This is a genomic window from Pseudoalteromonas sp. XMcav2-N, assembly GCF_024124545.1.
Classification (GTDB): domain Bacteria; phylum Pseudomonadota; class Gammaproteobacteria; order Enterobacterales; family Alteromonadaceae; genus Pseudoalteromonas.
In genome coordinates, this window is sequence record NZ_JAMXSF010000013.1 from 127,305 (window position 1) to 152,557 (window position 25,253).

The 25,253-nt window shown below is 45.8% G+C and carries 22 protein-coding genes; 9 read left to right on the top strand and 13 right to left on the bottom strand.

Going from position 1 to position 25,253, the window contains the following annotated elements:
- The first annotated feature begins 1 nt into the window (after position 1).
- Genes NH568_RS16760 through NH568_RS16800 form a run of 9 tightly spaced genes read left to right on the top strand, consistent with a single transcriptional unit; the run spans position 2 to position 9,586 of the window.
- A complete protein-coding gene (locus tag NH568_RS16760; RefSeq protein WP_088531047.1) occupies positions 2-1,237 on the top strand; it encodes a methyltransferase domain-containing protein in 1,236 nt (411 codons plus the stop codon).
- A 13-nt stretch (positions 1,238-1,250) separates the two neighbouring features.
- On the top strand, positions 1,251-2,327 hold the full coding sequence (locus tag NH568_RS16765; RefSeq protein ID WP_253048994.1) for a radical SAM protein: 1,077 nt from the start codon (positions 1,251-1,253) through the stop codon (positions 2,325-2,327).
- A gap of 9 nt (positions 2,328-2,336) precedes the next feature.
- A complete protein-coding gene (locus NH568_RS16770; protein ID WP_253048997.1) occupies positions 2,337-3,194 on the top strand; it encodes an NAD(P)-dependent oxidoreductase in 858 nt (285 codons plus the stop codon).
- A complete protein-coding gene (locus NH568_RS16775) occupies positions 3,187-4,239 on the top strand; it encodes a zinc-binding dehydrogenase (protein WP_253049001.1) in 1,053 nt (350 codons plus the stop codon). Before NH568_RS16770 ends, NH568_RS16775 begins: the two co-directional genes overlap by 8 nt.
- A gap of 4 nt (positions 4,240-4,243) precedes the next feature.
- Positions 4,244-5,704, top strand: coding sequence for a hypothetical protein (locus tag NH568_RS16780; RefSeq protein WP_253049004.1), 1,461 nt, complete (start codon positions 4,244-4,246; stop codon positions 5,702-5,704).
- 3 nt (positions 5,705-5,707) lie between these two features.
- Positions 5,708-7,153, top strand: coding sequence for a PfkB family carbohydrate kinase (locus tag NH568_RS16785; protein ID WP_253049009.1), 1,446 nt, complete (start codon positions 5,708-5,710; stop codon positions 7,151-7,153).
- A 1-nt stretch (position 7,154) separates the two neighbouring features.
- Positions 7,155-7,898: a nucleotidyltransferase family protein gene (locus tag NH568_RS16790; RefSeq protein WP_253049012.1), complete on the top strand. Its 744-nt coding sequence runs from the start codon at positions 7,155-7,157 to the stop codon at positions 7,896-7,898.
- 31 nt (positions 7,899-7,929) lie between these two features.
- Positions 7,930-8,607, top strand: coding sequence for a class I SAM-dependent methyltransferase (locus NH568_RS16795; RefSeq protein ID WP_253049015.1), 678 nt, complete (start codon positions 7,930-7,932; stop codon positions 8,605-8,607).
- Entirely contained in the window at positions 8,597-9,586 is a 990-nt protein-coding gene (locus tag NH568_RS16800) for a GNAT family N-acetyltransferase (protein WP_253049018.1), read from the top strand. Before NH568_RS16795 ends, NH568_RS16800 begins: the two co-directional genes overlap by 11 nt.
- On the opposite strand, the gene NH568_RS16805 is transcribed toward NH568_RS16800, so the two are convergent.
- The 13 genes from NH568_RS16805 to flgJ form a co-directional block, all read right to left on the bottom strand.
- Entirely contained in the window at positions 9,583-10,959 is a 1,377-nt protein-coding gene (locus NH568_RS16805) for an FAD-dependent oxidoreductase (protein ID WP_253049022.1), read from the bottom strand. The two genes, NH568_RS16800 and NH568_RS16805, sit on opposite strands and share 4 nt — an antisense overlap.
- A 2-nt stretch (positions 10,960-10,961) precedes the next feature.
- Positions 10,962-12,290, bottom strand: a complete 1,329-nt coding sequence (locus tag NH568_RS16810) for a DUF4910 domain-containing protein (RefSeq protein ID WP_253049025.1) — start codon at positions 12,288-12,290, stop codon at positions 10,962-10,964.
- Positions 12,291-12,296: 6 nt separating this feature from the next.
- Positions 12,297-14,378 (bottom strand): 6-hydroxymethylpterin diphosphokinase MptE-like protein, encoded by a 2,082-nt coding sequence (locus NH568_RS16815; RefSeq protein ID WP_253049028.1) that lies wholly within the window; start codon positions 14,376-14,378, stop codon positions 12,297-12,299.
- 18 nt (positions 14,379-14,396) lie between these two features.
- Entirely contained in the window at positions 14,397-14,693 is a 297-nt protein-coding gene (locus tag NH568_RS16820) for a hypothetical protein (RefSeq protein ID WP_253049030.1), read from the bottom strand.
- Positions 14,683-15,111: a flagellar export chaperone FliS gene (fliS, locus tag NH568_RS16825; protein WP_054015578.1), complete on the bottom strand. Its 429-nt coding sequence runs from the start codon at positions 15,109-15,111 to the stop codon at positions 14,683-14,685. The genes NH568_RS16820 and fliS overlap by 11 nt, the downstream gene beginning before the upstream one ends.
- Positions 15,112-15,120: 9 nt before the next feature.
- Positions 15,121-16,527 (bottom strand): flagellar filament capping protein FliD, encoded by a 1,407-nt coding sequence (gene fliD, locus NH568_RS16830; RefSeq protein WP_253049035.1) that lies wholly within the window; start codon positions 16,525-16,527, stop codon positions 15,121-15,123.
- A 24-nt stretch (positions 16,528-16,551) separates the two neighbouring features.
- Positions 16,552-16,983, bottom strand: coding sequence for a flagellar protein FlaG (locus tag NH568_RS16835; RefSeq protein WP_253049038.1), 432 nt, complete (start codon positions 16,981-16,983; stop codon positions 16,552-16,554).
- A gap of 82 nt (positions 16,984-17,065) precedes the next feature.
- Positions 17,066-18,028: a flagellin gene (locus tag NH568_RS16840; RefSeq protein WP_046003946.1), complete on the bottom strand. Its 963-nt coding sequence runs from the start codon at positions 18,026-18,028 to the stop codon at positions 17,066-17,068.
- A gap of 163 nt (positions 18,029-18,191) precedes the next feature.
- The gene (locus NH568_RS16845) at positions 18,192-19,157 is read right to left on the bottom strand and encodes a flagellin (protein WP_046003947.1); all 966 of its coding nucleotides are present in this window, start codon (positions 19,155-19,157) and stop codon (positions 18,192-18,194) included.
- A 514-nt stretch (positions 19,158-19,671) separates the two neighbouring features.
- Positions 19,672-20,634 carry a flagellin gene (locus NH568_RS16850; RefSeq protein ID WP_253049040.1) on the bottom strand — a complete coding sequence of 321 codons (963 nt, stop codon included), beginning with the start codon at positions 20,632-20,634 and terminating at the stop codon, positions 19,672-19,674.
- Between the two features lie 379 nt (positions 20,635-21,013).
- Positions 21,014-22,249 carry a flagellar hook-associated protein FlgL gene (gene flgL / locus NH568_RS16855; protein ID WP_253049043.1) on the bottom strand — a complete coding sequence of 412 codons (1,236 nt, stop codon included), beginning with the start codon at positions 22,247-22,249 and terminating at the stop codon, positions 21,014-21,016.
- A gap of 2 nt (positions 22,250-22,251) precedes the next feature.
- Positions 22,252-24,264: a flagellar hook-associated protein FlgK gene (gene flgK, locus NH568_RS16860; protein WP_253049046.1), complete on the bottom strand. Its 2,013-nt coding sequence runs from the start codon at positions 24,262-24,264 to the stop codon at positions 22,252-22,254.
- Between the two features lies 1 nt (position 24,265).
- A complete protein-coding gene (gene flgJ / locus NH568_RS16865; protein WP_253049049.1) occupies positions 24,266-25,231 on the bottom strand; it encodes a flagellar assembly peptidoglycan hydrolase FlgJ in 966 nt (321 codons plus the stop codon).
- Between the last annotated feature and the right edge of the window lie 22 nt (positions 25,232-25,253).

Below are 25,253 nucleotides of genomic sequence, written 5' to 3' on the forward strand. Positions count from 1 at the left end.
TATGTCACAAGAGCACGAACTGAATAAATATCGCAATATTAAGTATGAAACTCGAACAGCGTGCTCAGTATGTGGCCACACCAACACCACACCAGTGCTGGAACTTCCAGCACTGCCGCTTACTGAGGTCTTTATCAACCGGCCCGGCCTCTCAGGACTCGGTGAAACTGACCAGTCTTTGCACTACTGCCAAAAATGTGGTCATGCCCAGTTACAGCATGTCCTGGATCAATCACTTCTCTATGCGAGTAAATCAGGGTATGAGTTCAGAAGCTCGCAAAGCTATACAGGCCGAAAAACGGCTGAATTCTTCAAACAGTTTTTACAGTCTCTCAACTTCAAGCCGACGTATGATTGTGTTCTTGAGGTTGGCTGCAATGACGCATACTTGCTGAAGGAACTGAAGCCACTCGCACATCAGTTAATTGGTGTTGACCCTATATTGCGTGGTCATGAACAGCAGATCAATGACGACCAAGTCACCGTATACGGTGAATTCTTTGAAAGCTGTAAGATTAGCGAATCCCCTGACCTGGTCATCTGCAAAGACGTCATTGAACATGTCACGGATCCTAAAGCACTCATTCAGGAGCTGGTTGAGGTTGCAAGTAAGAATTCGCTGTTCTTAATTCAAGTGCCAATTTGGGATAAGTTGATCGAGAACTACAACTTTGATCATGTTTTTCACCAACATCTTAACTATTTCAGCCTGGCCTCATTTAATACGCTGCTAGAGTCTCTGGGGTGTACATTAATAGACTGGACGGTTAATGAAGATCATTGGAACAGCGCAATTTTCGCCTTTACTAATCAGCCTGCCGCAGAAAAAGTAACAAACCCGCCGATATCATTGGCAACCGTTTCGACTAGTCTCCGTGTTTTTAATAGTCAGATGCAAGCTTGCGAAATAGCATTAGAAGCTGCTGCAACAAAGTTCCCTGTATATGGTTATGGCGCCGCGCTAATGCTGCCAGTCATCAAGTATCATTTCCCAAATAAACTTGCTGCTATTAGTAAGGTTTTTGATGACAACCCTAATCGCAATGGCCAGTACTATTTAAACTCGACAACGCCCATTGTATCAACTGAGTGTCTTGACAACATATCCGACGCCGCTGTCATGCTCAGCGCATTTTCTTCTCGATTAAATGCGAAAAGAATGCTGGCCAGGCTCAGTAATGAGCTTAAACCAAAGCAAATTTATTACCCGTTTAATTTACTAAACGGCACGCTATAGAGGGTGCAACACTATGTCTTCTTTTCACAATAAGCATGAAGCTATCACCGATAAAATCTTCAGTGGTGAACTGACGATGCCGCATCGGTATGTATTTGTTTTAACGAATCTGTGTAATCTGGACTGTAGCTTTTGCTTTCAAGACAGGGACAGACGTGACGACGCTATGACAACACAAGACTGGCTTAACGTAGTTGCACAATTGCCTGAGTATGCGCGTGTGACTTTCACAGGAGGCGAGCCCTTAGCATTTAAAGACTTCGAAGTCATCGTGGATGAAGTCGCCAAAAAGCACGATTGCAACATGATCACAAATGGACTATTACTGTCTGAAAAGAAAATTGACTTCATCTTAAGTAAACCTAGCTTTAAAGTGCTCTCTATTTCGATAGATGACATAGGTAACCTGAATCGAGATGTGAAGCCTCGACAGTGGGAAAAGTTGCTTGAACAGATCCGCTATTTTCACAAACGAAAAGCGGAGTTGAACAGCGAGTGTGTACTCGATATCAAAACAGTTGTTCTGGACAAAAATGCTCATGATCTGCTTGCAATCCACAAGTATTGCGTTGAAGTACTTGGCGCTAATACACACGCCTTCCAGTTTTTGAAAGGCAGCCATCTTCAGCATTCTGATAAGATGCATGAGATGGTAGAAATGTATGCAACATCTCACGCACCGACATACACCCACTTTGACGTTATTCTCGAGCAGCTTGAGTTAGTCCGACAGTACAATCAAAACAGTGCCTGTAATGCCTTTGTTCACCCTAAAATATGTGATCTCAGCTCTTCTGAACCGATCCCGAGGGTGACTTATATTAATAGCGAACGCTTTCGACCTAAAGATTTTCAGGCGTGTAAATTCCCCTGGTCCAGTGTTCACATCAACGTTGACGGCAACCTTTTCCCATGTATTGCAGTAAGTATGGGAAATGTAAAGACCACCTCTTTACATGACATCGTGACCGGTGAAGTCTTTACCGAGTTCAAAGCCGCGCTGTCAAAACACCTGGTGGAGGGGTGTAACCGGTGTGGCTGGATAAGACCCAGACCCGATCTCAATATCATAGACTCGTTAACGTTATAGAGGATACACATGGATAGAACACTGATTTTAGGCGGTAGCGGCTATATCGGCCGCAATATTGCAGCCACACTGGCTGAGCAAGGTATGGCCGTTACCGCACTTAGTCGCAAGGACGTTGATCTTGAAAACCAGCACCAAGGTGTTGCAGATCTCGTTGAGCACCTGAGGGACTGCGACAACTTAATAATCTGCTCAGCTATCACCCGTACCGTGGCGAATGACACAGATAGCTGCCAGCAGAACATTATTCAGCTGCAGACCATACTCAAAGCATTACAAAACACCACACCCAAGCGAGTAGTCTACCTCAGTGCTGCCGACGTTTATGGCCACTATGGTAGCCAAGCACAAGAGATCGTCCCTTTGGAGCCTAAAAATGAGTATGGTGCTTTTAAGGTCTTTGCCGAACATATGCTGAGAATTAATCTGGCACACCAATGTAAGCTATCTATTATGCGGTTTTCCGGCGTTTTTGGTGGTGTGGGTGATACCAGCAGCTTGATATATCGTTTGTTTCATTCAGTCAAATCAGGCGCTGAAATCACGTTAACCAATAACGGGCAAAGCAAGAGAGATTTTGTACCGGTCACCCTGATAGCCAGTGCCGCCTATAGCTTACTTACTAATAACAAAAGTGGCACCTATAACGTTTCAACAGGCCAGGAAATGAACATCGCAGATGTCATTAAGCTGATTGAATCCGTCAGTTTAACGCAGGCCAGACTTCGACTGTTCCAGCAAAAATCCGACAGAGATTTTGATCTCTCTCTTGATAACTCACGGCTTGAACTTAGTCTTCCTGACTTGGTAGTACCAAATATGCTTACTTCGCTAACCCACTTTGTCTCTGAGCTGAACGATGAATAACATTATTCCAGACCATTTTAACGCTGCCGTATTAACTGAGCTAAATAAAGACTTACAGATAAAAAAATTAAAAGTGCCCGAGCTTCGAACCGGACAAGTCCTTGTAAAATTGACCCGCGCAGGACTGTGCAGAAGCCAGCTGATGGAAGCAAGAGGACACCGGGGAGAAGATAAGTACCTTCCCCACCTGCTAGGTCATGAAGGCGTCGGCAATATCGTCGCAACCGGACCAGGTATCGCAAAAGTAAAAGTCGGGGATCGGGTTATTCTGGGTTGGTTAAAAGGCAGTGGCATTGATGCCGGAGGTACTGTTTTCTCATCACAAGACGGCGAAACGATCAATGGTGGACCAGTGACCACTTTTTCAGAATACACTGTCGTGTCAGAAAACCGGATCACACAATGCCCCGATGACATAAATGATGACATGGCCGTGTTACTCGGATGTGCCCTGCCTACCGGCGCCGGCATTGTGCTTAACCAAGTACAACCAAGCCACGAACAAACAGTCCTTTTAATTGGTCTGGGAGGAATTGGTTTGAGTGCTCTGCTAATGCTTAAGCACTTTAGACCGAAGCATGTGGTTGTAATTGACACAAACCCCGAAAAAGTCAGGATTGCAATGGCACTGGGTGCAGACCATGGGTATGTACTTCATGATGACATACAAAGTGAAATTGCTGCCAATTTTCCGCAAGGTTTTGACTTTGCAATCGAGTGTGCAGGACACACCAGCTCAATTGAAATGGCATTTGAATTAATTCATAACGCCGGTAAGTGTATTTTTGCCTCTCACCCACCTAACGGGGAGAAAATCCAACTTGATCCTCATGCCCTCATCTGTGGCAAAAGAATTGAGGGTTCCTGGGGAGGCGGTTCCAACCCAGACAGAGATCTAGTCAAAATAGGACGCATTATTCAAGAGCTGGATTTTCCTATGGAGGTTTTTATTTCACACCAATATACCTTGAGTGAAATCAATAATGCTTTGAATGACTTGGAAAATAATCAGGTAGTCAGAGCCGTCATAGATTTAGAAGGGTAACCTTATGGATGTGGTTAATGCGTTTCATCAACTCTACAAACGCCATAATTTGGAACATATGCCATATTATCTGTATGGCTCAGGGAGCTGTGCACGGATAATCTTAAATTATGTTCAGGAACAAAAGTGTATACCACCTCAGGCAGTATTAGATCTGGCGCCAAACACGGAGTCGATATCTGAAGCATTAAACTTGAACAGTTTAGATGAAAATACCACAGCCACAAATGCCAAAATTGTCATCGCTTCACTTGGCTTTATTGAAGAGATTACCAATAAAATTGTAAATAACTCACATTTTTCAGCTTCAAACATTCTGGACTTACGAGGCAGTGATACATTAGAAAGGTCGTGGAATGAGTATAGTGACCTTTGTTCTGCAGCATATTCTAATCACACAAAGCCAGAGAGTGATTTTGCAAAAACAAAATTCTACGTTTCGTCTATCACTGCCGAGCAGAGCAAGCAAATCATCGATGCGATAGATCAACGTTTTAATTATGATATAGACCAACGCTCAACTTTTGGTTACGTCAGTAACAAGAACATTTCCAGTGATGAAGTCAAAAACACAATTAAATCTGTCAGCTACCGCAAAGAAAATTCAGCGCTCGAAGCCCGTGTGCTTGACGCCCTGAAATCTGTCTATTCAGAAGTCAGCCAACAATTAAAGAGTCACTGGCAGACAGAGTCAGTCAAGGTAAAGCAGTTCAATTTATCTGAAGAACTCGTGGGGTCGGAAGTCTTTCATTTAGATGGCTACAATGAAAATATATATAAGATACTCTTCTATCTGACCCCACCTTCAATGACAACAGGTACTACGCAGTTTATTGACCCGGCAGGCGAAATAAATACAATTGAGGGTGAGGCTGGTACTTTCTTACTGTTTAATAATTCTCTTGTCACACATCGAGGTGTCAGAGGCTCATGTGGTACTCGTACTCTACTTGAAGTAACCATTTCCAAGAGTATGAGCCCCCCCACAGACAACGCGTTGCTGAGATTTACAGCCCCTTTGTGCCATTATCGTAGCAGTCCCTGGCTCAGAAGTGCGTATGGTTTGATTATTTCGCAACATCGAGATTCGTTAACACCCGGTTTTATTACGCTTGCAAACACCGAAACCGAGCACTCACTGAGTTTGCATGGTGAGTATATGCTTGAAAGATTGCCTAAGAAGACATTTGACTTAATTTACATTGAAGATGCTGAGCTACTCTATCAAGCGGGACAAGATATACTCAATGCGGTGCTGTCCTGCCTCAGCAACGGTGGCGATCTGATTGCAAAATACATCCCACAAAGCGGGCAACGCAGTGAAAACCTCATAACATTGCTATTCGCAGTAAAGACCTTGCAACACGTGTCCAGTGACTTACATCTAATTGATGAGACTTTTCCCGAATTGCAGTTAAACAAAGATAACGCCCATGTTTACTTACTAAAAAAGGTAGAGCAGTAATTTATGAGTAAAACAGTCTTAGTTCAGGGAAACTTTGACGTTCTCCACCCTGGCCATATTAGATTGCTAAAATTTGCAAAAGAGTGCGGAGACTTTCTGATTGTTGCCGTGAATAGCGACCATGCTATGGAAGTTAAAAGTCGAGTTAGTGAGACACATAGATTAGAAATGGTGAAATCTCTCGAATGTGTTGATGAGGCTTTCCTGACTTTAGATACAGCCAGCATGCTCATTAAAAAATACCGCCCTGATGTTGTTGTTAAGGGCAAAGAATTTGAAGAAAAGCAGAATCCGGAGCTGGATGCATTAAAAAGCTATGGCGGCAAGCTCATTTTTGGTTCTGGTGAGTTTGAATCAAACGCTGACAAATACATCAAGCGTGCAGATCAATTAAAGAGTAGCTTTGACTATGCTGAGTCAAAAACCTATGCCAAACGTCATGGCGTAGACCTGGACTCAATAAATAAATGTTTGCAAAACGTAAAAAAAATCACCGCAGTGGTTATTGGCGAAGTGATCGTAGACGAATATGTTCAGGGTACCGCTGTGGGTATGTCACAAGAAGATCCCACCATCGTCATGACGCCCAACAGGACCGACACATTCTTAGGTGGTGCAGCTATTACAGCCGCTCATATTAAATCAATTGGAGCAAAGCAAGTAAGCTTGATATCTGTGCTTGGGAACGACAAAGCGGCTCAGTATGCACATGATAAAATTAAAGACTATAAGGTAAAACCTTACTTTTATCTTGATGAAAGCAGGCCTACACCTCTGAAAACAAGATATCGGGCCGGTAACAAAACCCTCCTCCGTGTCAATCAGGTCAGACGACATAAAATAGACAAAGAAAAGCAAAACGAAATTTTGGTGCAGCTTGATAGCCTTTTACAAGAGGCCGATTTGTTGGTTTTCTCTGATTTTAATTATGGTCTGCTACCAACTTCACTGGTACACCGTATTACTGCTTTGTGTAAAAAATACAGCGTGAAAGTTGTTGCCGACAGTCAGACCTCTTCACAAGTTGGTGATATTTCGCGCTATCTGGACATGGACCTGATAACACCAACGGAAAAAGAAGTCCGTGTTGCACTCAATAACCCCGACGATGGATTAGTCATACTTGCCCAGAAACTTGCTGAAAAATCCAATGCTAAAAACCTTATGATAACATTGGCTGAAGAAGGAGTGCTGATCCACAAACCGAATACAACATTCGATAAGTGGGAAAATGACAGATTACCAGCATTAAATCAGAATGCTGTAGATCCCGCAGGCGCCGGTGACTGCCTTTTGGCTGCCAGTTCGCTTGCATTGGTGGCCGGTGGTAATATTTGGCAAGCCAGCTATCTTGGCGCCCTCGCTGCGGCCTGTCAGGTCGCTTCGCTGGGTAACACGCCCCTTTCCTCACAGTTTCTGGAAAAAGCAATCGAGGAGTCATTTAGCTAAAATGAAAGCAATTTTACTCGCAGCCGGGCTCGGAACTCGATTACGTCCCATCACAGACAATATCCCGAAATGCCTGGTCCCTATCAACGGGCAACCCTTACTTAGTCTGTGGATCGAAAAGCTGGTACACCTCGGGGTAGAAGCCATTCTTATCAATACACATTATTTCGCTGAACAGGTTGAGGCATTAGTAGCCAATAGCCCTTACAGGGATAAAATTACTTTGCGCTATGAGCCCCAATTATTAGGCACTGCTGGCACATTGGTGAAAAACCATACATTCTGGCAAGACGAAACATGTATGGTGATACATGCTGACAACTACTGTCAAAGCTCATTAGAGAGCATGCTTGAGGCTCATAACCAACGCCAGACGCAGACCGATGCCACTTTACTTTTGTTCGAAACCCCGGCGCCACGTAGCTGCGGTATAGTTAAATTAGACGCCAATCAGGTTATACAGGAGTTTCACGAAAAGGTCGAAAACCCACCTGGTAACCTTGCCAGTGGTGCGCTTTTTATCTTTTCGCCTGAGGTCTATGAACGCTACTTCTCGCACCTGGAAGCACAGCGCCCCTATGAGCTTAGTCTGGATGTTGTGCCTGGTATGATTGGCAAATTACAAGGCTGGCTGGTCGATGATCATTACATCGATATTGGAACGCCAGACAGCTACGCACGGGCACAAATTATGGCCAAAAGCGCGGTTCATCATACCAGTCACGCTGGCTCAAACCTTGCTTAACAACAGCATAGTTACTTCGAAGGATTTATATATGTCATTTTGTCAAAACTGGGATCAACTGTACCGCAACAATCAACACATGTCCGTGTGGCCGTGGAGCGAAGTCGTCAGTGGTGCACTACGCAATACCCGTCTGCGCGACGGCGACCCGTCGTTTACCATACTGGAAGTGGGCTGTGGCGCGGGCGCGAATTTCCCCTTTTTCTTGAGTTATTGTCCAAATGTCTATGGCATTGATGGGAGTGACTTCATTATCGGTGAACTGAAAAAACGATTCACTGATATTGCCGAAAACTTATATGTGGGCGACTTTACTCAGCCCTGGCCCTTTGAGGCACAATTCGACTTAATCGTCGACCGGGGCGCGTCCGTGCACAACCCGGCCAGTAGCATTCAGCGCTATCTGGATCAGGCGTACACTCAACTTAAACCCGGCGGTGTAATCCTAATCACAGACTGGTTTAGCACTGAACATTCTGACTATAACAAAGCGCCAGAGTCAGTCGATAAATACACCAAAACCGGCTACACCTGGGGCCCGTTTGCAGGTGTCGGTAATGTTAACTTTTTTGATGCTGACCTTATCCACCAGCTGGTATCGAAATTTGAAATAGTTTCACTCAGTCATGCTCAGTCTAGTGAATATGGCAGTGATAGCGTCCATGCGGCGTGGAGTATGGTGCTGAAAAAAACCGCTTATGAAGAATAAGTTTAGTCTTGAACGCTGTGAGCTGGACCCGAATTGGGACAGCTTCATTGCTACATCTCCCCATGGCAGCCCGTTTGTTCATAGCCAGTTTATTGCCCAACTGAGTGTGAAATATCACGCCTATTACTGTTGTAAAGGCAAAGAGAGAATTGCCGCGGTGCTACTTATCGTAGATGATAGCGAAGCACAGGTTATCGGCCACCATGATGTGATCCATGATGGCATAGTGCATCGCAATACCAATCATCTTAATCGTGCCCAAGGCCATTCCGAGTTATTCGCTGCACAAGAATATATTGCTGAGTATCTCGCTGAGCATTACACTCAAGTGCAACTCAAGTTACACCCCGCCATTAAGGATATTCGTGCTTTTTTGTGGGTCAATTATCATAACGATGGACCCAAGTTTGCCGTAAACCCGCGCTATACTTCCATACTTGAGCTGGACGAGTTTGCCGCACCACTGGATACTCTGGAATGCTCTGACAACTATAACAACAGCTCGGTGTCGAGACGTCAGGAGATCCGCTACGGTATTAAAAAAGAGGTTACCCTCAGAGAGTCGCAAGACTTCGCGTTGTTTGCAAAGTACTACGGAATGACCATGGCACGCCAGGGAATTGAAATTAGTACAGCGCAATTGGATACGCTTGCATCAAGAGTCAAAAGCCTGGCACAGCAGGGGCTGCTTTGCATGTATCAGGCACAAACTCGCGATCAGGAAGTCGGCAGTTTTGCGACCTACTTGATGCATCAGGACACGGCTTATTACTTTTACGGCGCAAACCACCCGGATATGCGTGACAGCCATACTGGTACTGCAGTGCTATGGCAGGCTTTCCCTTTACTCGCACAAAAAGGCGTATCACGATTAGATTTAGAGGGGATCAACAGCCCTCAGAGAGGCTGGTTCAAACTGAGCTTTGGCGGCAATGTAGAGCCATATTTTCATGTTCGACTGGCAAGGGCCGACGCTTAACTCGCGTCGGTTGCCTGCATAATCGACTCGTAGGCTTCGATCAACACCTCAGCCTGACGCCAGCACTTTCCGCTGAACCGGCCTGATACGATGACGTTGTCAACACAGTTTGACAATGTCTCGTAGTTTTGCTGATTAACGGCCTGAAACTCTGTGGTAGGAACCGGAAACGTGTTATTAATTACCTGAGTCTCTCCACTGACACACTTTGCCAGTGGGTCAACTATCCCCATCGACACAAGCTGCTCTATGATCTCCGACTGTGTAAAGGAGTTAATCTCATCGGGACTGCACAAAATCTCAGCGGATAAGTGATTATGATTACATTGCCCGGTTAAATTTGGATACAAGGTTAGACGGAAAATCGCACTGCTCGGATCCCAGACCCAGAGATAGTGGGACTGCTTATCAAGCAAAGGCCTGTCAAAGTTGAGATGAAAAATAAGCGCTGTGCGTAAGGTTACCTGGCCTCTGGCTGGCGTCAGGCCCATCGCGGCTAAGGCAATAAAAGGCGGAGCACTCCAGAAAAGAAAATCGCAGTCAAGCACACGCCCGCTGTTGGCCAAAACCAGGCTGGTCACCTTTTTATCATGATGCGCAATGTTTGCCACACGTTCAGAGGTGACAATTTCAACACCCACGCGCTCAACGCGTTTTTGCAGTTGAGCGACCCAGTAGCCAATGCCCTCTCCCGTCGTTGGGTAGTAGTAAGTCACCTCACCGAGATTATCCTGTGCTTTACGCTGCTGAAAATCGGCTTCCCGCTGATAACCAAGCTTGGCATCAAAGGCAGGTAGCTGCTTGAGAGTCGCTGTTACATCAGCGGGCAATGCCAGAATACGGGTAAAACCAAATAATCCCGCAGCCATAGTCAATGATTTCAGCGGCGCATCCTGACCATATAACTTGCGTAATATTGGCACGACTATACTCTCGGTGAAAACAATCCCCAGAGAGTTGGCGCAATATTCATAAATCAAGTTTGATTCTGGTAAGCTGGCGAGGTTGATCAACTCACCACATCCTTGCTGATAGATATCTTGTGGTAACTTAGACGCGTCCGGAAACGGACTGTTCAAGTCCCAGCTGCCACCGAAGTAATTGCCTGAGCATAGCCTGGCAATTTTATGCCAACTGCTTGTATCCGCATCAGCGAATAATATCTCGTCTAATTCTGCCACACCGGTGGCGTTGGGAATATGTGAGCCCATATCATAAGCAGCACCTGAACTGTCTTTGACGGAGCAAAACAAGCCACCAACCGTATCGGCTTGCTCGATCAGCACCACATCAGTAAAGCGTTGCTTTAAGAGCAAAGCCGCAACCATGCCACAAATACCACCGCCAACAACAACCGCCTGATTATTTGCCATAACTACGTCTCCAACTGTTCCTCTGGTGACAACATTTTCAACAATCCATGTGCCTCCAGCTTCATAATTGCACCTGCAAATTCCGTGACAGATTGATTGTACTTGTCTGCAATGTCGATGGTGTCATGCTGGCCATCGCTGTAACACAGTAACATCTTAATGTGGTTGAGCTCGTCGAGCTGACGGGTCCGCTCTTCACTGAAAAAACTCAGCGTCGGATACAAGCCTCGATTACCCAGGTTAGGTTCACCATAAGGATGGGTATTTTCAAACCGCGCGCTTTGTTCAAATGCCAAAAAGATTTTTTCGAGCTTATCAATGCTGTCCAGTAGTGGTTTGATACCCATATAGTCTTTGTTATCCAGTGATGTATGATATTCCTTGTAGCCGGTATGAAAACTGCGGCTTACACAACATACGGGGAACTGGAATCCCGGCGCATTGTACTGACGCTCATCAGAACCACTGAGCGGACTAAATGGAATGTTGCTATGACCATGACCTTGCTCACTCAGGTGATACAAGAGTTTGTCTAGTAGCCCATTGTCATTGCGGCTGTGTTTAAATACCAGCTCCTGAGGGTCTCCTCCCAAGCAGTTCAATACCAATCCTGACACCAAGTTTTGGCGAAAATGGTCCTGCATCAGATGCAACACACCCAGGCTCCCTATGGTTTCAGGGTGCAACATAAATCGGTACGTATAGCGACGATTTGGCCACTGCTTTATCCTGTGATACAAGCCCAGTAAAACTAGCGGACCACTGAGTTCATTGTTGGCCATTGAGGGATGACACAAATAGGAGCTGAGCAACACCTCCTGCTCAGACTGTCCTTGAAGTACCGTTTGTGCTAGATCCAGATGTCCATCGACAAAGCGACTTCTGATCACCGCACGGTACCGACCTGGCTTAAGCTGCTCGCGGCGTGACTGACTGAGACAAAACCCCCAGCGTTTTTTATAATAACTGGTCACATAGGGCACCGCTTCCGGCAGCTCAGGTAAACTGTACAAGTGAGCTTGTAACTCCTCCAGAGACAGAGTGATGTCCACAGGCTCAGAGTAATTGACGACTTCAAGGTTAAGTCTGTGCATATCCGCCACACGTTCACCATCTGGCCCTAACAGATAGGCCTCATCACAGTGCCACTCCTTTGGAACCTGCCAGTCAAATAAAGCTGTGCCCGAGGGGATCGACAACCGCTCCAGAGGCAGGTAACGACCAAAAATATCATAACTTTGTCTCAACCCAGGGCCTGTTATCGATCTCAGGATGGGAAACAGCTCATCATAAAGGGTACTATAAAACGCTTCTGTTTCTTGATATTGCACCGCTAATTACTCCCGTCCCAGGTCACACTTTTCTGTGTAATGATCACAAAAATGTGTATATATTTCTTTGATATAGCTCATCCATAAATCATTTAAACGGCGGTATTGTTCGACGCAAAACGCTTCATCTTCGTACGTATACAAGAGCGTTATCAGCGGACAATGGTAATAGAGCAATGACCCTCTTATCACATGAAACAAGTGTCCCCATTTAGAGTCTCTGTATGCATACAGATAACGTGCCTGTCGTCTCAGCTGATCTGCAGCTTCACGTCGGTTTGCTACCGGCTCAGAAGCTATCTGACAGATATGCTCCGTGAGCTCTTTTAGCCCATCGAGCGCAATAGACTCATCACTGACGTCGTCAAGAGGGAATGTGCTAAAACACTCCGCTTTAATCTGCTCAACTATCGACTCGATATCATATTGTTCTTCAATATCCAGCAAATCTTCAGCTTCGACTCCCATCGCCTTCTCAAGCTTGGCGCCATTGCCAACATTCAGACAGGAATTAACATCATAGTAGCGAAGTAGCTTCTCTAACTGAGAGTGCGCAACCATAAACAAATCGTTCGACAAAACATGACCGCCAAAATTAGCTGGCAGCGTATGACCTTCGATTGGCACATGACAATGTCCCTCGTCATCTGTATCTTCATTCCGGTCGCGGTAGATGCTGTCTTTACTGTGATGAGCACCACCGGGGGCCTTACCATTATCCACACCAAATAAATACACGTTGCGAAAACCCAGATATAAAGCAAACGACATCGCTGCGTTGGCCACTACAGGGTTACAGTAAGGTATTTTGGGGAGTGTTTGAGAAAGGTGTTGCAATGCCAGGATATCCAGCAGAGAAGTCCCCGCCTCTGCCCCTTTGGCTGCAATACCGGACCATTTATATCTGTGGTTCGTATCAGGGTAAAGTGTGCTTAAGCCAATTAAATTGGTATTCTGATATACCTCTGGCGGTACTATTTCCCCAAATATTTTGTAGTTCGAGTAAGGTCTTTCAACGAGTACATGAAAATCAACCGAGATCCCTTTTTTATACAGGGTCGCAATAGAAGTCCCAGCAGCAATGACTATTGCCTTGTGGTGGTTGCGCTTAATAAAGGCTTCCGCCTCATCTAACGACGGCCCATTGCCAATAATAAATATCGGTGTCTCTTTGTTGAGATGCTTCGCAGAGTTAGTCAACCAGGCGGCTTTATTGCGAATATGATGGATGCCGTGGGCCAGACCGGTCACAGCATCATTATAGAAACCATGCCCAAACTGGAAGCGGAAATAGTCTTTAACCCATTGCTGGATCAGTGTGTTTAGCTCTTTACCTGGCGTATGTTGATAACAAAAACTACGTACCAGCGCAAACGCCCCAACATCTTCCGCCACCTTTTCAATATCCTGGATAAAAGATGCGTGATCAACCCCCAGGTGAAAAAACAGACAACCACCTTGTTCATCAATATCTGCAATCACCTGATGCCAGTCAGTACAAAAAAGGCTTGCGAAAAACTGTTCGAAATCGGGTTCAATTAAAAAGATATAATCAAACTGAGTACGTTCGAGTAACAATGGGATGTGATAGCCCAGCCCTATCCCAAAGATAATGGCACTGGGAAAGCTCTCTGGGATCTTGTGCAATTTTTCTTTATTTTGCTCACGGACATCAACCATCAGATTGGTCAGTTGAGTCATATACTTAACGTGTAAGCGTTCATCTTCCTGGTTTTGACCATAGCCCGTATAGTCTGTCAGGCTCATAACCGGGTTATTGAGCTGCTTATCAACCTGCCCTTGCGTTTGCTCTATGGGTGACTGGGAGTATATTGGCGCAGAGCCGTTTTTAGGCACAAAATTGCCATGCCCGGATGTTGTCACATGCAAACAGAAATCGTCTCGCACTTGGTGTGCATTGATTGCTTTTGCGATATCTGGGTAGTATTGCTCAAAGCACTTCAGGTTTTTACTAAAACGTTCGTTTGCTTCTTTGGCAAATTGCTCTTCTCGGGCTTGATGAGCGACACTCTCAGCAAGCTGGTCGCTGAGAGATTCTAATTGTTGTGAAATGGAATCTTTGTTCATACTTCAGCCAATGTCGTATTAAGTATTTTTATACGCTTTGATCTTTTTTTGATTGCCAACAAACTGCGACAGTTCTTTTGCCACTGACGATCTGTTTAGCTGTAATTGGGTGGTTAATTCTTGGATATGGTGGTAGATGTTAGCAGCAGAGCGCTGACACTGTTCAGAGTCTGCCAGCACCTCTCGGGTCAATGTGGCGCGGATCTGCGCATCTGCTTGCTTGAAGAGACGTTGCGCCTCTTCCAGTTCACCAGCCTGACAGGCAACATCTAGCTTATCCAGGGTTGCTTCTATTGGCGCAAAATCAACCGACATTGGCGTCAGCGCCATTGGCAGTCAATGTCTGCTGACGCACGTCAACAGGAATTGCATCCCAGGCTGACTTGATTTCCTTTAACAGGTTTGATACTTCGTCGACGATCGCCGGATCATTTTGAATGCTGGCGTCCAGTAACCTATCGATCATGTAAGAATACAATGCATACAGATTCTCGGTCACTTCACCACCAACTTCGAAATCCAGACAACCACGAAGCGCTTCCAAAATTGCAGAGGCTTTTGAGATATGCTCTGCCTTTGCTTCCAGGTGACGTTTCTCAATAGATACTTTTGCAAGTACCATCTTTTCGACTGCGCCAGCCATTAGCATTTGGATAATTTCGTAACGATCCGCACCTGCCACTCGGGTTTTCAGTGCTTCTTTTTGGTAATTTTTAACTCTTGCGTTATACATAATGGCTCCTTACGTAGACTTGGTGAACCCTGGTAAATTCGCGAGCTGAGCCCCAAGATAAGACTGGGTTTGCTGCATCTGAGCAATCAATACATCTAGCCCAGCATACTGCTTTCTCAACCGTTCTTCCAAAGACGCCATTCGAAATTCATGATTTTCAACATCGTCTTCTAAATCACTGATCTGGCCATTCAGGCCATCTTCACGATCTTTAATCAAACCACTCGAACTTGCATAGTTATCAAGCAAAGTCTCAAGTTGTTTCGCGACTCCATTCTCTCCTGCAAACGCTGTGCCAATATCATCGTAGTTACTGTCCATTGCATCATTCAGGCTACGAACCAGAGATGATTTTTCAAGATAGCCGTCATTATCCACTCCCAAACCAATATCAAAGATGGTTTCAAATGGACCTGCATCGGTCAGTGTCGTTGACAGTGTAGTGATGAGCTGGTCACTCAGAGTACGCATCGATGAATCGCCATTCAACGGTTTGCCAATTCGAGTCTGAAAACCGATATTTCCAACAAGGTTGTTATAATTAGCGATAAACTCATCAATGAGTGTGTTAACTGACTCTCTGTCATAGTCAACATTCAAGCTTGCCGTATCATAGCCATCGGTGTCGTTTCCTGCGCTTTTCGCCAACGCCTTGATGGTCATATCCTGCACTGCATCTTTAAAGGTATTGGTATCGCTTTGTATTTCTAAGCCATCCACAGTAATGATTGCGTTACGTGCAGCATCGTCTGTAGCAATGGTCATTCCACCAGTTGTACCAATCGAGACTTTATCAAGCTCTGCATTGTCATTAGTTACGGTCAGGTCGTTACCTGAACCACTGACATTCGATGTCAGTATCAACTTAGACCCTGCTGCAGTACCGGTGTTTACTATGTTGGCTGTCACACCAAAGTTTGTATCGGACGCATTGATTGCATCTCGCAATTCACCGAGCGTCATGCCAGCTGTTACATCTAATGTGAAGCTATTATCTGCGCCAGCGCCAAATGTTAACGTCCCTCCAGTGGCGCTAACGACGTCATCAATTGATGTATAGGCACCATCAGCAGAGACAGCTCGGCTCCCCTGTGCCAATTGTTTGACGGCAATATCAAAATTACCAACTGAAATATCTGACGTAGGTGTCACACTAATGATGTCGCCAGATGTAGGCTGTGTAATGTTGGCAACCCTTTTACCGAAGTTATCAGGATCAGCCAGCTTTTTAACTGTATCGTTGAGTTTGGAGATAGCAGACTTAACCTCGCCCAAGGCAGAGAGCTCTACTTTCAAAGACTCTTCTTTCTTGACGAAGGCCTGCATTTTAGGAATATTTTCGGCATCAACGGATGCTTTAATAATACTCTCCAAATCCAGGCCTGAGCCGACGCCTGCAGACGTTATAAGTGGCATTTGCTACCTCCAATTCACTTTCATTTATGCTGTCCTGTCAAACAGCAAACCTTTTCCTGATACTTTATCGGCAAATTCTTCCAAAGCCTTAGCAACTTCGCGAAATTCCTCTGAGGGGATCTCACGGATCACTTCGTCACTTCCTTTGTCAATGACTCTGATGAAAGGCGGATTACCTTTATCATCAAACTCAAACGACAAATTGGTTGCTGTGACCGGTATAAAGTCATTTAGCTTTGCCAGATCAGATTTAACCTGGGCGAACAATTTCTCCTCTGCATCAGGGTCAGCTTCTTCCTTTTGCTTGTCCTGAGCACGAACTGCAGGGCTGTCAACCAACTTGGTCAACTTCTCTACAGCCCGCAGCGTCTCTGCGTTTTCCTCAGGCTTAATTTGACCAGGAGTGAGCACCGCATTATTTGAGCCAAGCCCTAATGTTGCCTGAATCTCTTTCACAATACACCTCCAATCTCTAGTCTAATTGTAAGTATACGCCAAGTTTCGCGATTTCTCATGCAAACTTGACGTCACACTATTATTAGCCTAAGAGCGACAGGGCGACCTGAGGACGCTGATTAGCCTGACTCAGGATTGAACTACTTGCCTGTTGCAGGATCTGCATCTTAGTCAAACTGGCTGTTTCGGCCGCAAAGTCAGTGTCCTGAATACGAGAACGCGCAGCTGTCAGGTTTTCCGCAACGTTTGACTGGTTACGAATGGTTGACTGGAACCGGTTTTGTACCGCACCCAGCTCCGCACGTTTTTTGTCCACAACAGCTATTAGCTGATCCATACCGGCAAGTACCGCTTGCGCATTGGCCTGCGAAGAAACTGATATACCCGCTTCAGTGAATACGTTTGAGAACACTTTCGCGTCAGCTTCTGTACCTATCGTTGTACTGATGGTTTCTGTGGTGGTACTCAGTGCAACCCCGGTTACCCCACTGGCGATACCAGCAATACCAGACAGCGTGAAGCCACCGTTCGCTTGCAGGTCGTTGGTTGTGGCGGCAACGTTTTGCATACTGAAGCCGATGGTTTGTACCGCATCCGCACCTACCTGGAAGTTTGCGTCATAAGTACCATCAAGCAGGTTCTGACCACCAAAGGTGGTGTCAGCTGCAACTCGGTTTACTTCCTCAGAAAGTGAGCGAATTTCTTCTTGCAGTGCCAGTCTGTCTTCATCGGTGTTTGAACCGTTAGACGCCTGTTGTGCAAGCGTTCTGATCCGTTGAAACATTTGAGTGGTTTCGTCCAGCGCACCTTCAGCAGTTTGCGCCAATGAGATACCATCATTTGCGTTTCGGATACCTTGATTCAGACCGTTGATCTGACCGTTCAGACGGTTGGTGATTTGCATACCTGCAGCATCGTCTTTTGCACTGTTAATGCGCAAACCCGATGATAGGCGTTGGAAAGATGTATCTAACGCACCTGAGGATTTATTCAATTGCCGCTGTGCGTTCAGTGAACTCACATTGGTGTTTACATATAAAGCCATAATAGCCTCCGCTTTATCAATATAACTCGCTGAGACGGGATACCCCTACCCTGCCAGCAGCGATGATTTAGAGTCCTAGATTTATAGTTCTCTAAATCCGCTATCGACTGATAAAGCGAAAGCTTTAGCCTTATTTGCAAATTATTTTAATTTTTTTGTGTTATTAACCCTGTAGCAGACTCAGTGCGGCCTGTGGACGCTGATTTGCCTGGCCAAGAATGGTCTGGCTAGCCTGTTGCAAGATCTGGTTTTTAGTCAGTTTAGCTGTTTCCATCGCAAAGTCTGCATCTTTGATCCGAGATTTTGCTGCTGAAAGGTTTTCTGAGACATTCGCCTGATTTCGAATCGTCGACTGGAATCGGTTTTGTACCGCACCCAGTTCAGCACGTTTTTTATCGACAACCGCAATCAGTGCATCCATCCCCGCCATAACCGCCTGCGCATTGGCCTGTGACGACACAGAAATGCCTGCGGCAGTGAATACGTTAGAGAACACTTTGGCATCTGCTTCAGTACCGATATTTGTACTGATGGTTGCTGTTGTCGCACTCAGCGCTGCACCCGATACCCCACTGGCAACCCCTGCCACACCTGAAAGCGTGAAACCACCATTATCAGCCATAGAGTTGGTCGTGGCACCCACATACTGCATACTAAAGCCGATGGTCTGGACAGCATCTGCACCCACCTGGAAGTTAGCTGAATAAGAGCCATCCAATAAGTTTTGACCACCAAACGTGGTATCGCTGGCAACCCGGTTTACTTCGGCTGCCAACTGGCGAATTTCTTCCTGAATTGCCAGCCGGTCTTCATCGGTGTTCGAACCGTTAGCGGCTTGCTGCGACAAAGTCCGGATGCGCTGGAACATAGAGGTAATCTCGTCCATTGCACCTTCAGCAGTCTGAGCAAGAGAAATACCGTCATTGGCATTCCGGTTACCCTGGTTCAAACCTAAGATCTGCGATTGTAGTCGGTCCGAGATTTGCAGACCGGCAGCATCATCTGCCGCACTGTTGATCCGTAAACCTGAAGACAAGCGTTTGAAGGACGTATCCAGCTCAACACCGGAGTTTTGTAGTTGTCGTTGCGCATTAATGGAACTGACATTGGTATTTACAAATAAAGCCATGATTCACTCTCTCTATACAAATGCTCAGCATTGAGCTGTTCATTGGTGTACAAGGAGGCAATTGTTTTCACTGGCCGGGGCTCAGTGAAGGGGCAATCCAATGCCGCTTGTACAAACTTAATTTCTTCTGGAGTGAATAAAGCAAGGTGTGTGCCAAGAAATTTTGACAATGCGTAAAATAGCATCTTCGACTCGCTACATCGTACTGTGAACTATACTGATCAGTACCGGTTCTGTTGTAACGGCTAGCGAAATACCAGTAAGGCGTGCAACAAGGTCTGTCTAAAACTTGCCTGCATAGCCAAATAAAAGAAAAAGAGGCCTGAGAGCCTCTTTTTTGAAGTTTGAGAGTGGGTGTCAATATTTTTTCATAATATTGGCACGGAAAGTGCTAATATTAACGTGTTCATTGTTTTGATGAACTAAATTGGATTTAAGCTCCTCCGCTTTATCATCCAATTAGGTGCCCTGGCTAATACCCCATCAAGTCCGGGCACCTGTTTTCCTACCTATCTTATCCCAGTAGACTTAGTGCAGCCTGTGGACGCTGGTTAGCCTGACTCAGGATTGTCTGGCTCGCCTGTTGCAGGATCTGCATTTTAGTTAAGCTTGCAGTTTCCTGAGCGAAGTCAGTATCTTTGATACGTGATTTCGCAGCTGACAGGTTCTCAGAAATATTCGACTGGTTACGAATCGTAGACTGGAAGCGGTTTTGTACCGCACCTAGCTCTGCACGTTTCTTGTCAACTACTGCAATCAGGTTATCCATACCAGCCAATACTGCCTGTGCGTTTGCCTGAGATGATACTGAAATACCTGATTCAGTGAATACGTTAGAGAAAACCTTCGCATCTGCTTCAGTACCGATATTTGTACTGATGGTTTCTGTCGTCGTACTCAGAGCAACACCTGTTACGCCACTGGCGATACCTGCGATACCTGAAAGCGTAAAACCGCCATTTGCCTGCATATCATTGGTAGTACCGGCAACATTTTGCATGCTGAAACCGATGGTTTGTACTGCATCAGCACCCACCTGGAAGTTTGCAGAATAAGTACCGTCAAGCAGGTTTTGACCACCGAAGGTTGTATCTGCTGCTACCCGGTTCACTTCTGAAGAAAGTGAGCGGATTTCTTCCTGAATTGCTAAACGGTCTTCATCTGTATTAGAACCGTTTGACGCTTGCTGTGCCAGAGTACGAATACGCTGGAACATTGAGGTAACTTCGTCCATCGCGCCTTCAGCTGTCTGAGCCAGCGAGATACCGTCGTTCGCGTTACGGTTACCTTGGTTTAAACCGTTGATTTGTGAGGTCAAACGGTCTGAAATTTGTAGACCTGCTGCATCGTCAGCAGCGCTGTTGATACGGAAGCCCGATGATAAACGCTTGAAGGAAACATCAAGCGAGTTGCCTGAATTGTTTAATTGTCTTTGAGCATTCAATGAACTTACGTTAGTATTTACATAAAGTGCCATGGTGATTCTCCCACTGTAATCTGAGTGCTTACTCTTCGAGTGCTTACTCTGTAAGTGCCCACTCTCAAACTTCTAAAACTTACTCTCTTAGCCTTCAAGGTTTGTTTTCACTCTCCGGCTTGGTTACTTAAGTTATCGGACGGCAGAAAAAATACTTTAGAGAAATTTATAAAAAATTATCAAGCTTTTGATTTTAAATGGAATTAACTTATTAAAGTTGTTCAAAGTGGGAAATAAATTGCCGCCTTTTATTCTACGAACAAATCTGAAACTGAATAGTAAAAGGCATATAAGTTATAGGGTTAGAATGTAAACTGGTAAAAAACGGAAAGAAATGTAAGCGGCCGAGGTACACCTCAAAAGCCGCTAAAATGTAGGACTACCTGATATAGTCAAGTAAAGACAGGTTGGAAAGCCGGCCAAAGGTAGCCTGAGATGCCTGCAAAGCGGTTTCGTGCTTAGTCAAATCGGTGATGGCTTCTGCCATATCCAATTCAACCAGCTCGGCTTTTGCAATCTTGTTATTAATATCTAAGTCTGCGTTGGCATCAGTGATACGTGTTGCTGTATTGAGCCTGCCACCTAAACCCGACTGTGTCTGCGAAACCCGATTTTTGGCGTTATCTATTCCTATCATGGAATCGGCCAGTACCTGACGGTAGTCTTTTTCACTGAGTGTAGTGTCATTCAGTGCTGCGACCAAATCATCCAGCATGTTAAGTACATTGTCTTTTTCTGGCGCTTCCAGATCAAAATCAATCTGCGCAGGAGCATTGCCGGTAAAGCTAAACTCCATTCCCGCCACTTCAATGTGATTTTCCTCATAGCTTCCGGTAGCCAATACTGTCGCGCCTTGCTGCAAAGTGTAGGTATTAGGTGTGCCTGCAGTCAGTACCAGACTGAAGGTATTCGAGCCAGCAGGCGCTGTCGGGTCAGGATTGTAATTCGCTTTGTGAAACTCATCAAAAGGACCTTGTTTGGTCACATAGACATCAGAGCTCACCACGCTGCCTGACACAGTTGCGGTATTGGAAGCTACATTCAGGCGCGTATTTACACTTTCAAACACGTCAAACCCGTTATCACTGGACTTAATCTCAACCCCTTCTGCAACCTTGATCTTATGCTGACCCTGGTCGCCATTATACTGATAGCGTTGCTGCGTGCTGTTGTACGAGTAAGCTTCGGTGTTGTCCTGATAACCGGAAAATATGTACCGACCATCTTCGGTTTTGGCATTCATCAGGTCGTGCACTGCCGTTTGTATTGCACTAAGCTCCTCTGATAGTGATGCCCGGTCTACATCTACCAGAGAACCATTACCGGCCTGAACCGTCAGGGTTAAAGCCCGCGTTAACGAATCTTTGATATTGTCCAGTACACCCTCTTGAGTATCCAACCGACCTTTGAGCATGGTCAGGTTTTTTGTGTACTGTTCATTGGTCTGGATCCTATCTGTATATAATAAAGCCCGTGCCATCGCAGATGGATCATCGGACGCAGTCAATACGCGCTTTTGGGTATTAACCTGCTGCATCGCTTTATTTACTTCCTGCTGATTGTCGAGTATCGAGTTCAAATTGTTCTGATACATCATATTTTGAGATAAACGCATAATTACCTCGCCGCACTTAATAAGGTGTCAAACACAGTTCTTGCCGCGCTAAGTACTTGCGCAGCCGCTGAGTAAGATTGTTGGAAACGTAGCAAATTGGCCGCCTCTTCATCCAGGTTTACGCCTGCCATAGACTCGTACCAGGCTTCTGACTGAGCAGCCAGCGCTTCATATGCTGCACCATTGGTTTTGGCCTGATTAGCCACAACCCCAATTTCTGTCACCAGACCGGCATAGGCTTCATTGAACGTCTTCAAGTTGTCTGCTGTTGCAGTGGTGACTACATTTTGTCTAACCAATTCCGCGCTTTGTAATTTGCTCAACTCCAGACCATTCCGGTTATCATCGAAACCGCCCGTATTGAACTCAATAGTGTAGGTATCACCTGTCGCAGGTGTTCCCTCTATATTGAAATCGAAACCATAGCTGGCATACGCACCGCCTGCCTGTGCAAGGATGTTTTCAGCTGGCGGTGTAATGGTAAAGGTATTAGTACCATTGCCATCCACAATCTGATATTCGTTGGCATTTGCCGTCTTAGTTAACGTAATGGTGCCATTGGTAAGACTCGGTGGTGCCGCTGTAAAGTTACTGGTCGCGGGGTCCGTGTTGGTTACAGAACCCACTGAAATAGTGGCATTACTGACATTATTTGCCGCGGTCTCTGTACGAATGGGAGAGGCCAGTGCAAGACTTTCAGGACGGTCTGTTGCCAGCTGCAGATTACCAGCAGTACCGGAGTTGAGTTTAACTAAAAAGCTATCCCCAACATTAGCGGTGCCTGTCAGGTTCATCTGCAAACCAAACATGTCAACGCCCGCCGCTACCGAATTCGAATCAATTACCCCGGCATTGACTGTGGCGGTGACAGGTGTTCCAAGCACATTTCCCTTACTATCAACCGCAGCTATCTCAACCGTATTTGCAGCCGTGTACGTTACTCTGAAGTCGGAAGAGGGTACCTCGCGACCTTTACCTGGTTCAACAGTTGCCGTTAACTGTGCCGTACTGGTGTTGCTGGCATAGGGATACCCACCGACAGTCGGTAGCTCAAATATATTCCCACCTATATTACCGTCTAAGTCCATCCCCAATTGGTTTTGCTGATTAAAGGCATCCGCCAGTGATAGTCCAATTTGGCCCAGTTGAGTCTGAGCGGGTACCAGAATGTCATCGCGAAAAGCCATCAGCCCGCCGATTTTCCCCCTCAGCGTAGTGTGATCTACTTCAAGTGCGACGGCTGAACCATCTTTGACGTCAAGAGTCAGTGTTTTATGATTGGGATCGGGGTCGCCATCCATCGAAAAAAGACTAAAGCTGCCATTCTCCATCACCAGAGACTGTCCTGAACCCAGAAAAACCAATTTCTCACCATTGGCTCCATCTAAGGTCTCTATGTCCACCAGCTCGGCTAAATCTCTGATGGCCTGATCGCGTTGGTTAAGCAAAGAGCTGCCACTGCCATCACTGTTATTACCATTCAGTGCAGCAACCTGACCATTCATATCGCTGATCTTCTGAATGAGATTGTTGGCTTCATCAGAGTAGATAGACAATTGTTCGTTAACGATGTTGCTCTGATCAAACACAATACCGGATAATCGATCCATCTGATCGATCAAGTTCTGGGCATCAGTCAAAAACAGGGAGCGCGCAACCGTTGAGGAGGGTAAGTTCATCGCCTCCTGCATATTGTTGAACAGGGAGTTAATACTTTGATTCAGATTATTTGATTCTTCACCAAACAAGGTATCAACCCGAGTGGCTTCGGTCACAAACTGCTCATAGTAAGCCTGACTCGATAAATCTCGATTGAGCTGTTTCTGGGCAAACTCATTGAGCAAACGTACCGTTTCACCACGGCCTACCTGATTGTTAATCATGGTAGTATGCTCTGTCCGCTCGCGAACGTAGCCTTTGGTATTCAGGTTTGCGATATTTTTACTGGTGGTCTGGAGCAGCTCAGAGCTGGCTCTGACTCCCGACGTACCAATATTCATAAGATTAAAGGACATCTTAATTTACTCCCTGATGCACTGACGCTGACAACATGGACTGAAACTCTCCTCTGCCCAACACACGTTTAATTTTCTCTGCATAATTTGGATCTGTTGCGTATCCGGCCTGTTGCAGTGCATCCAGATATTGCTCCGGATTGTCTGTCTTATTCAAGGCGTCCTGATACCTGGGATTTGACTGCAGGAAATCGACATAATCATTGATGCTATCTTTGAGCGAATCATAGGCTCTGAAGTTAGCTTGTTTTTTCACCGGCAAACCTTGTTCAAACTCCAGTGTCATTTTACTGGCGCTGTCACCCTGCCACCGCTTATCTGCTTTGATGTTAAAAAGGTTGAAGCTGCTTTCTCCATCCTGGCGCGCGATAATGTGTTTACCCCACCCGGTTTCCAGTGCCGCTTGCGCAACCATAACCGCTGGATTAAGCCCAATCTTCTCTGCCGCAGATTTGGCATAGTCCCACAACTGGCTAACGAAAGACTCAGGATCATCAAAGCGCACTTCACCGTCCGCCTTTTCCCGGACCTCAGTTGGCTTATCCTGAATTGGTTTATTAGCTTCACCATTAGCTATTCGGTCACTCTGTAACTCTGCGCCGGTACGCAGCACCGAACCAGGCATGTACCCGTCGCGATTCGGTGACAATTGCTGCACAATAAGATCAGCAAGACCCAGACTGCCCTCGCTCGAAAGCTGCATAGACATCTGTTGATCATGCATATCACGATAGAATTTGACGCTGCTCGAGTTGAATGGGCTATCTTTGTCTTCCAGCACTTCATTCGCCTTACGCATACTGGACAACATCATTTGCGTGAAAATAGATTCGAATTGCTGAGCCGCTTTGCGCAACGCTTCCTCAGAGGCATCGGCATCTCCGGTACTTTTCAGTGCGTCCTGTCTTAACGAGTTCAAATCGGTTAAGTCATAGAAACTTTGGTTGCGAGTCGGATCAGTATTCATTGCTCAAAATCACATCAATATA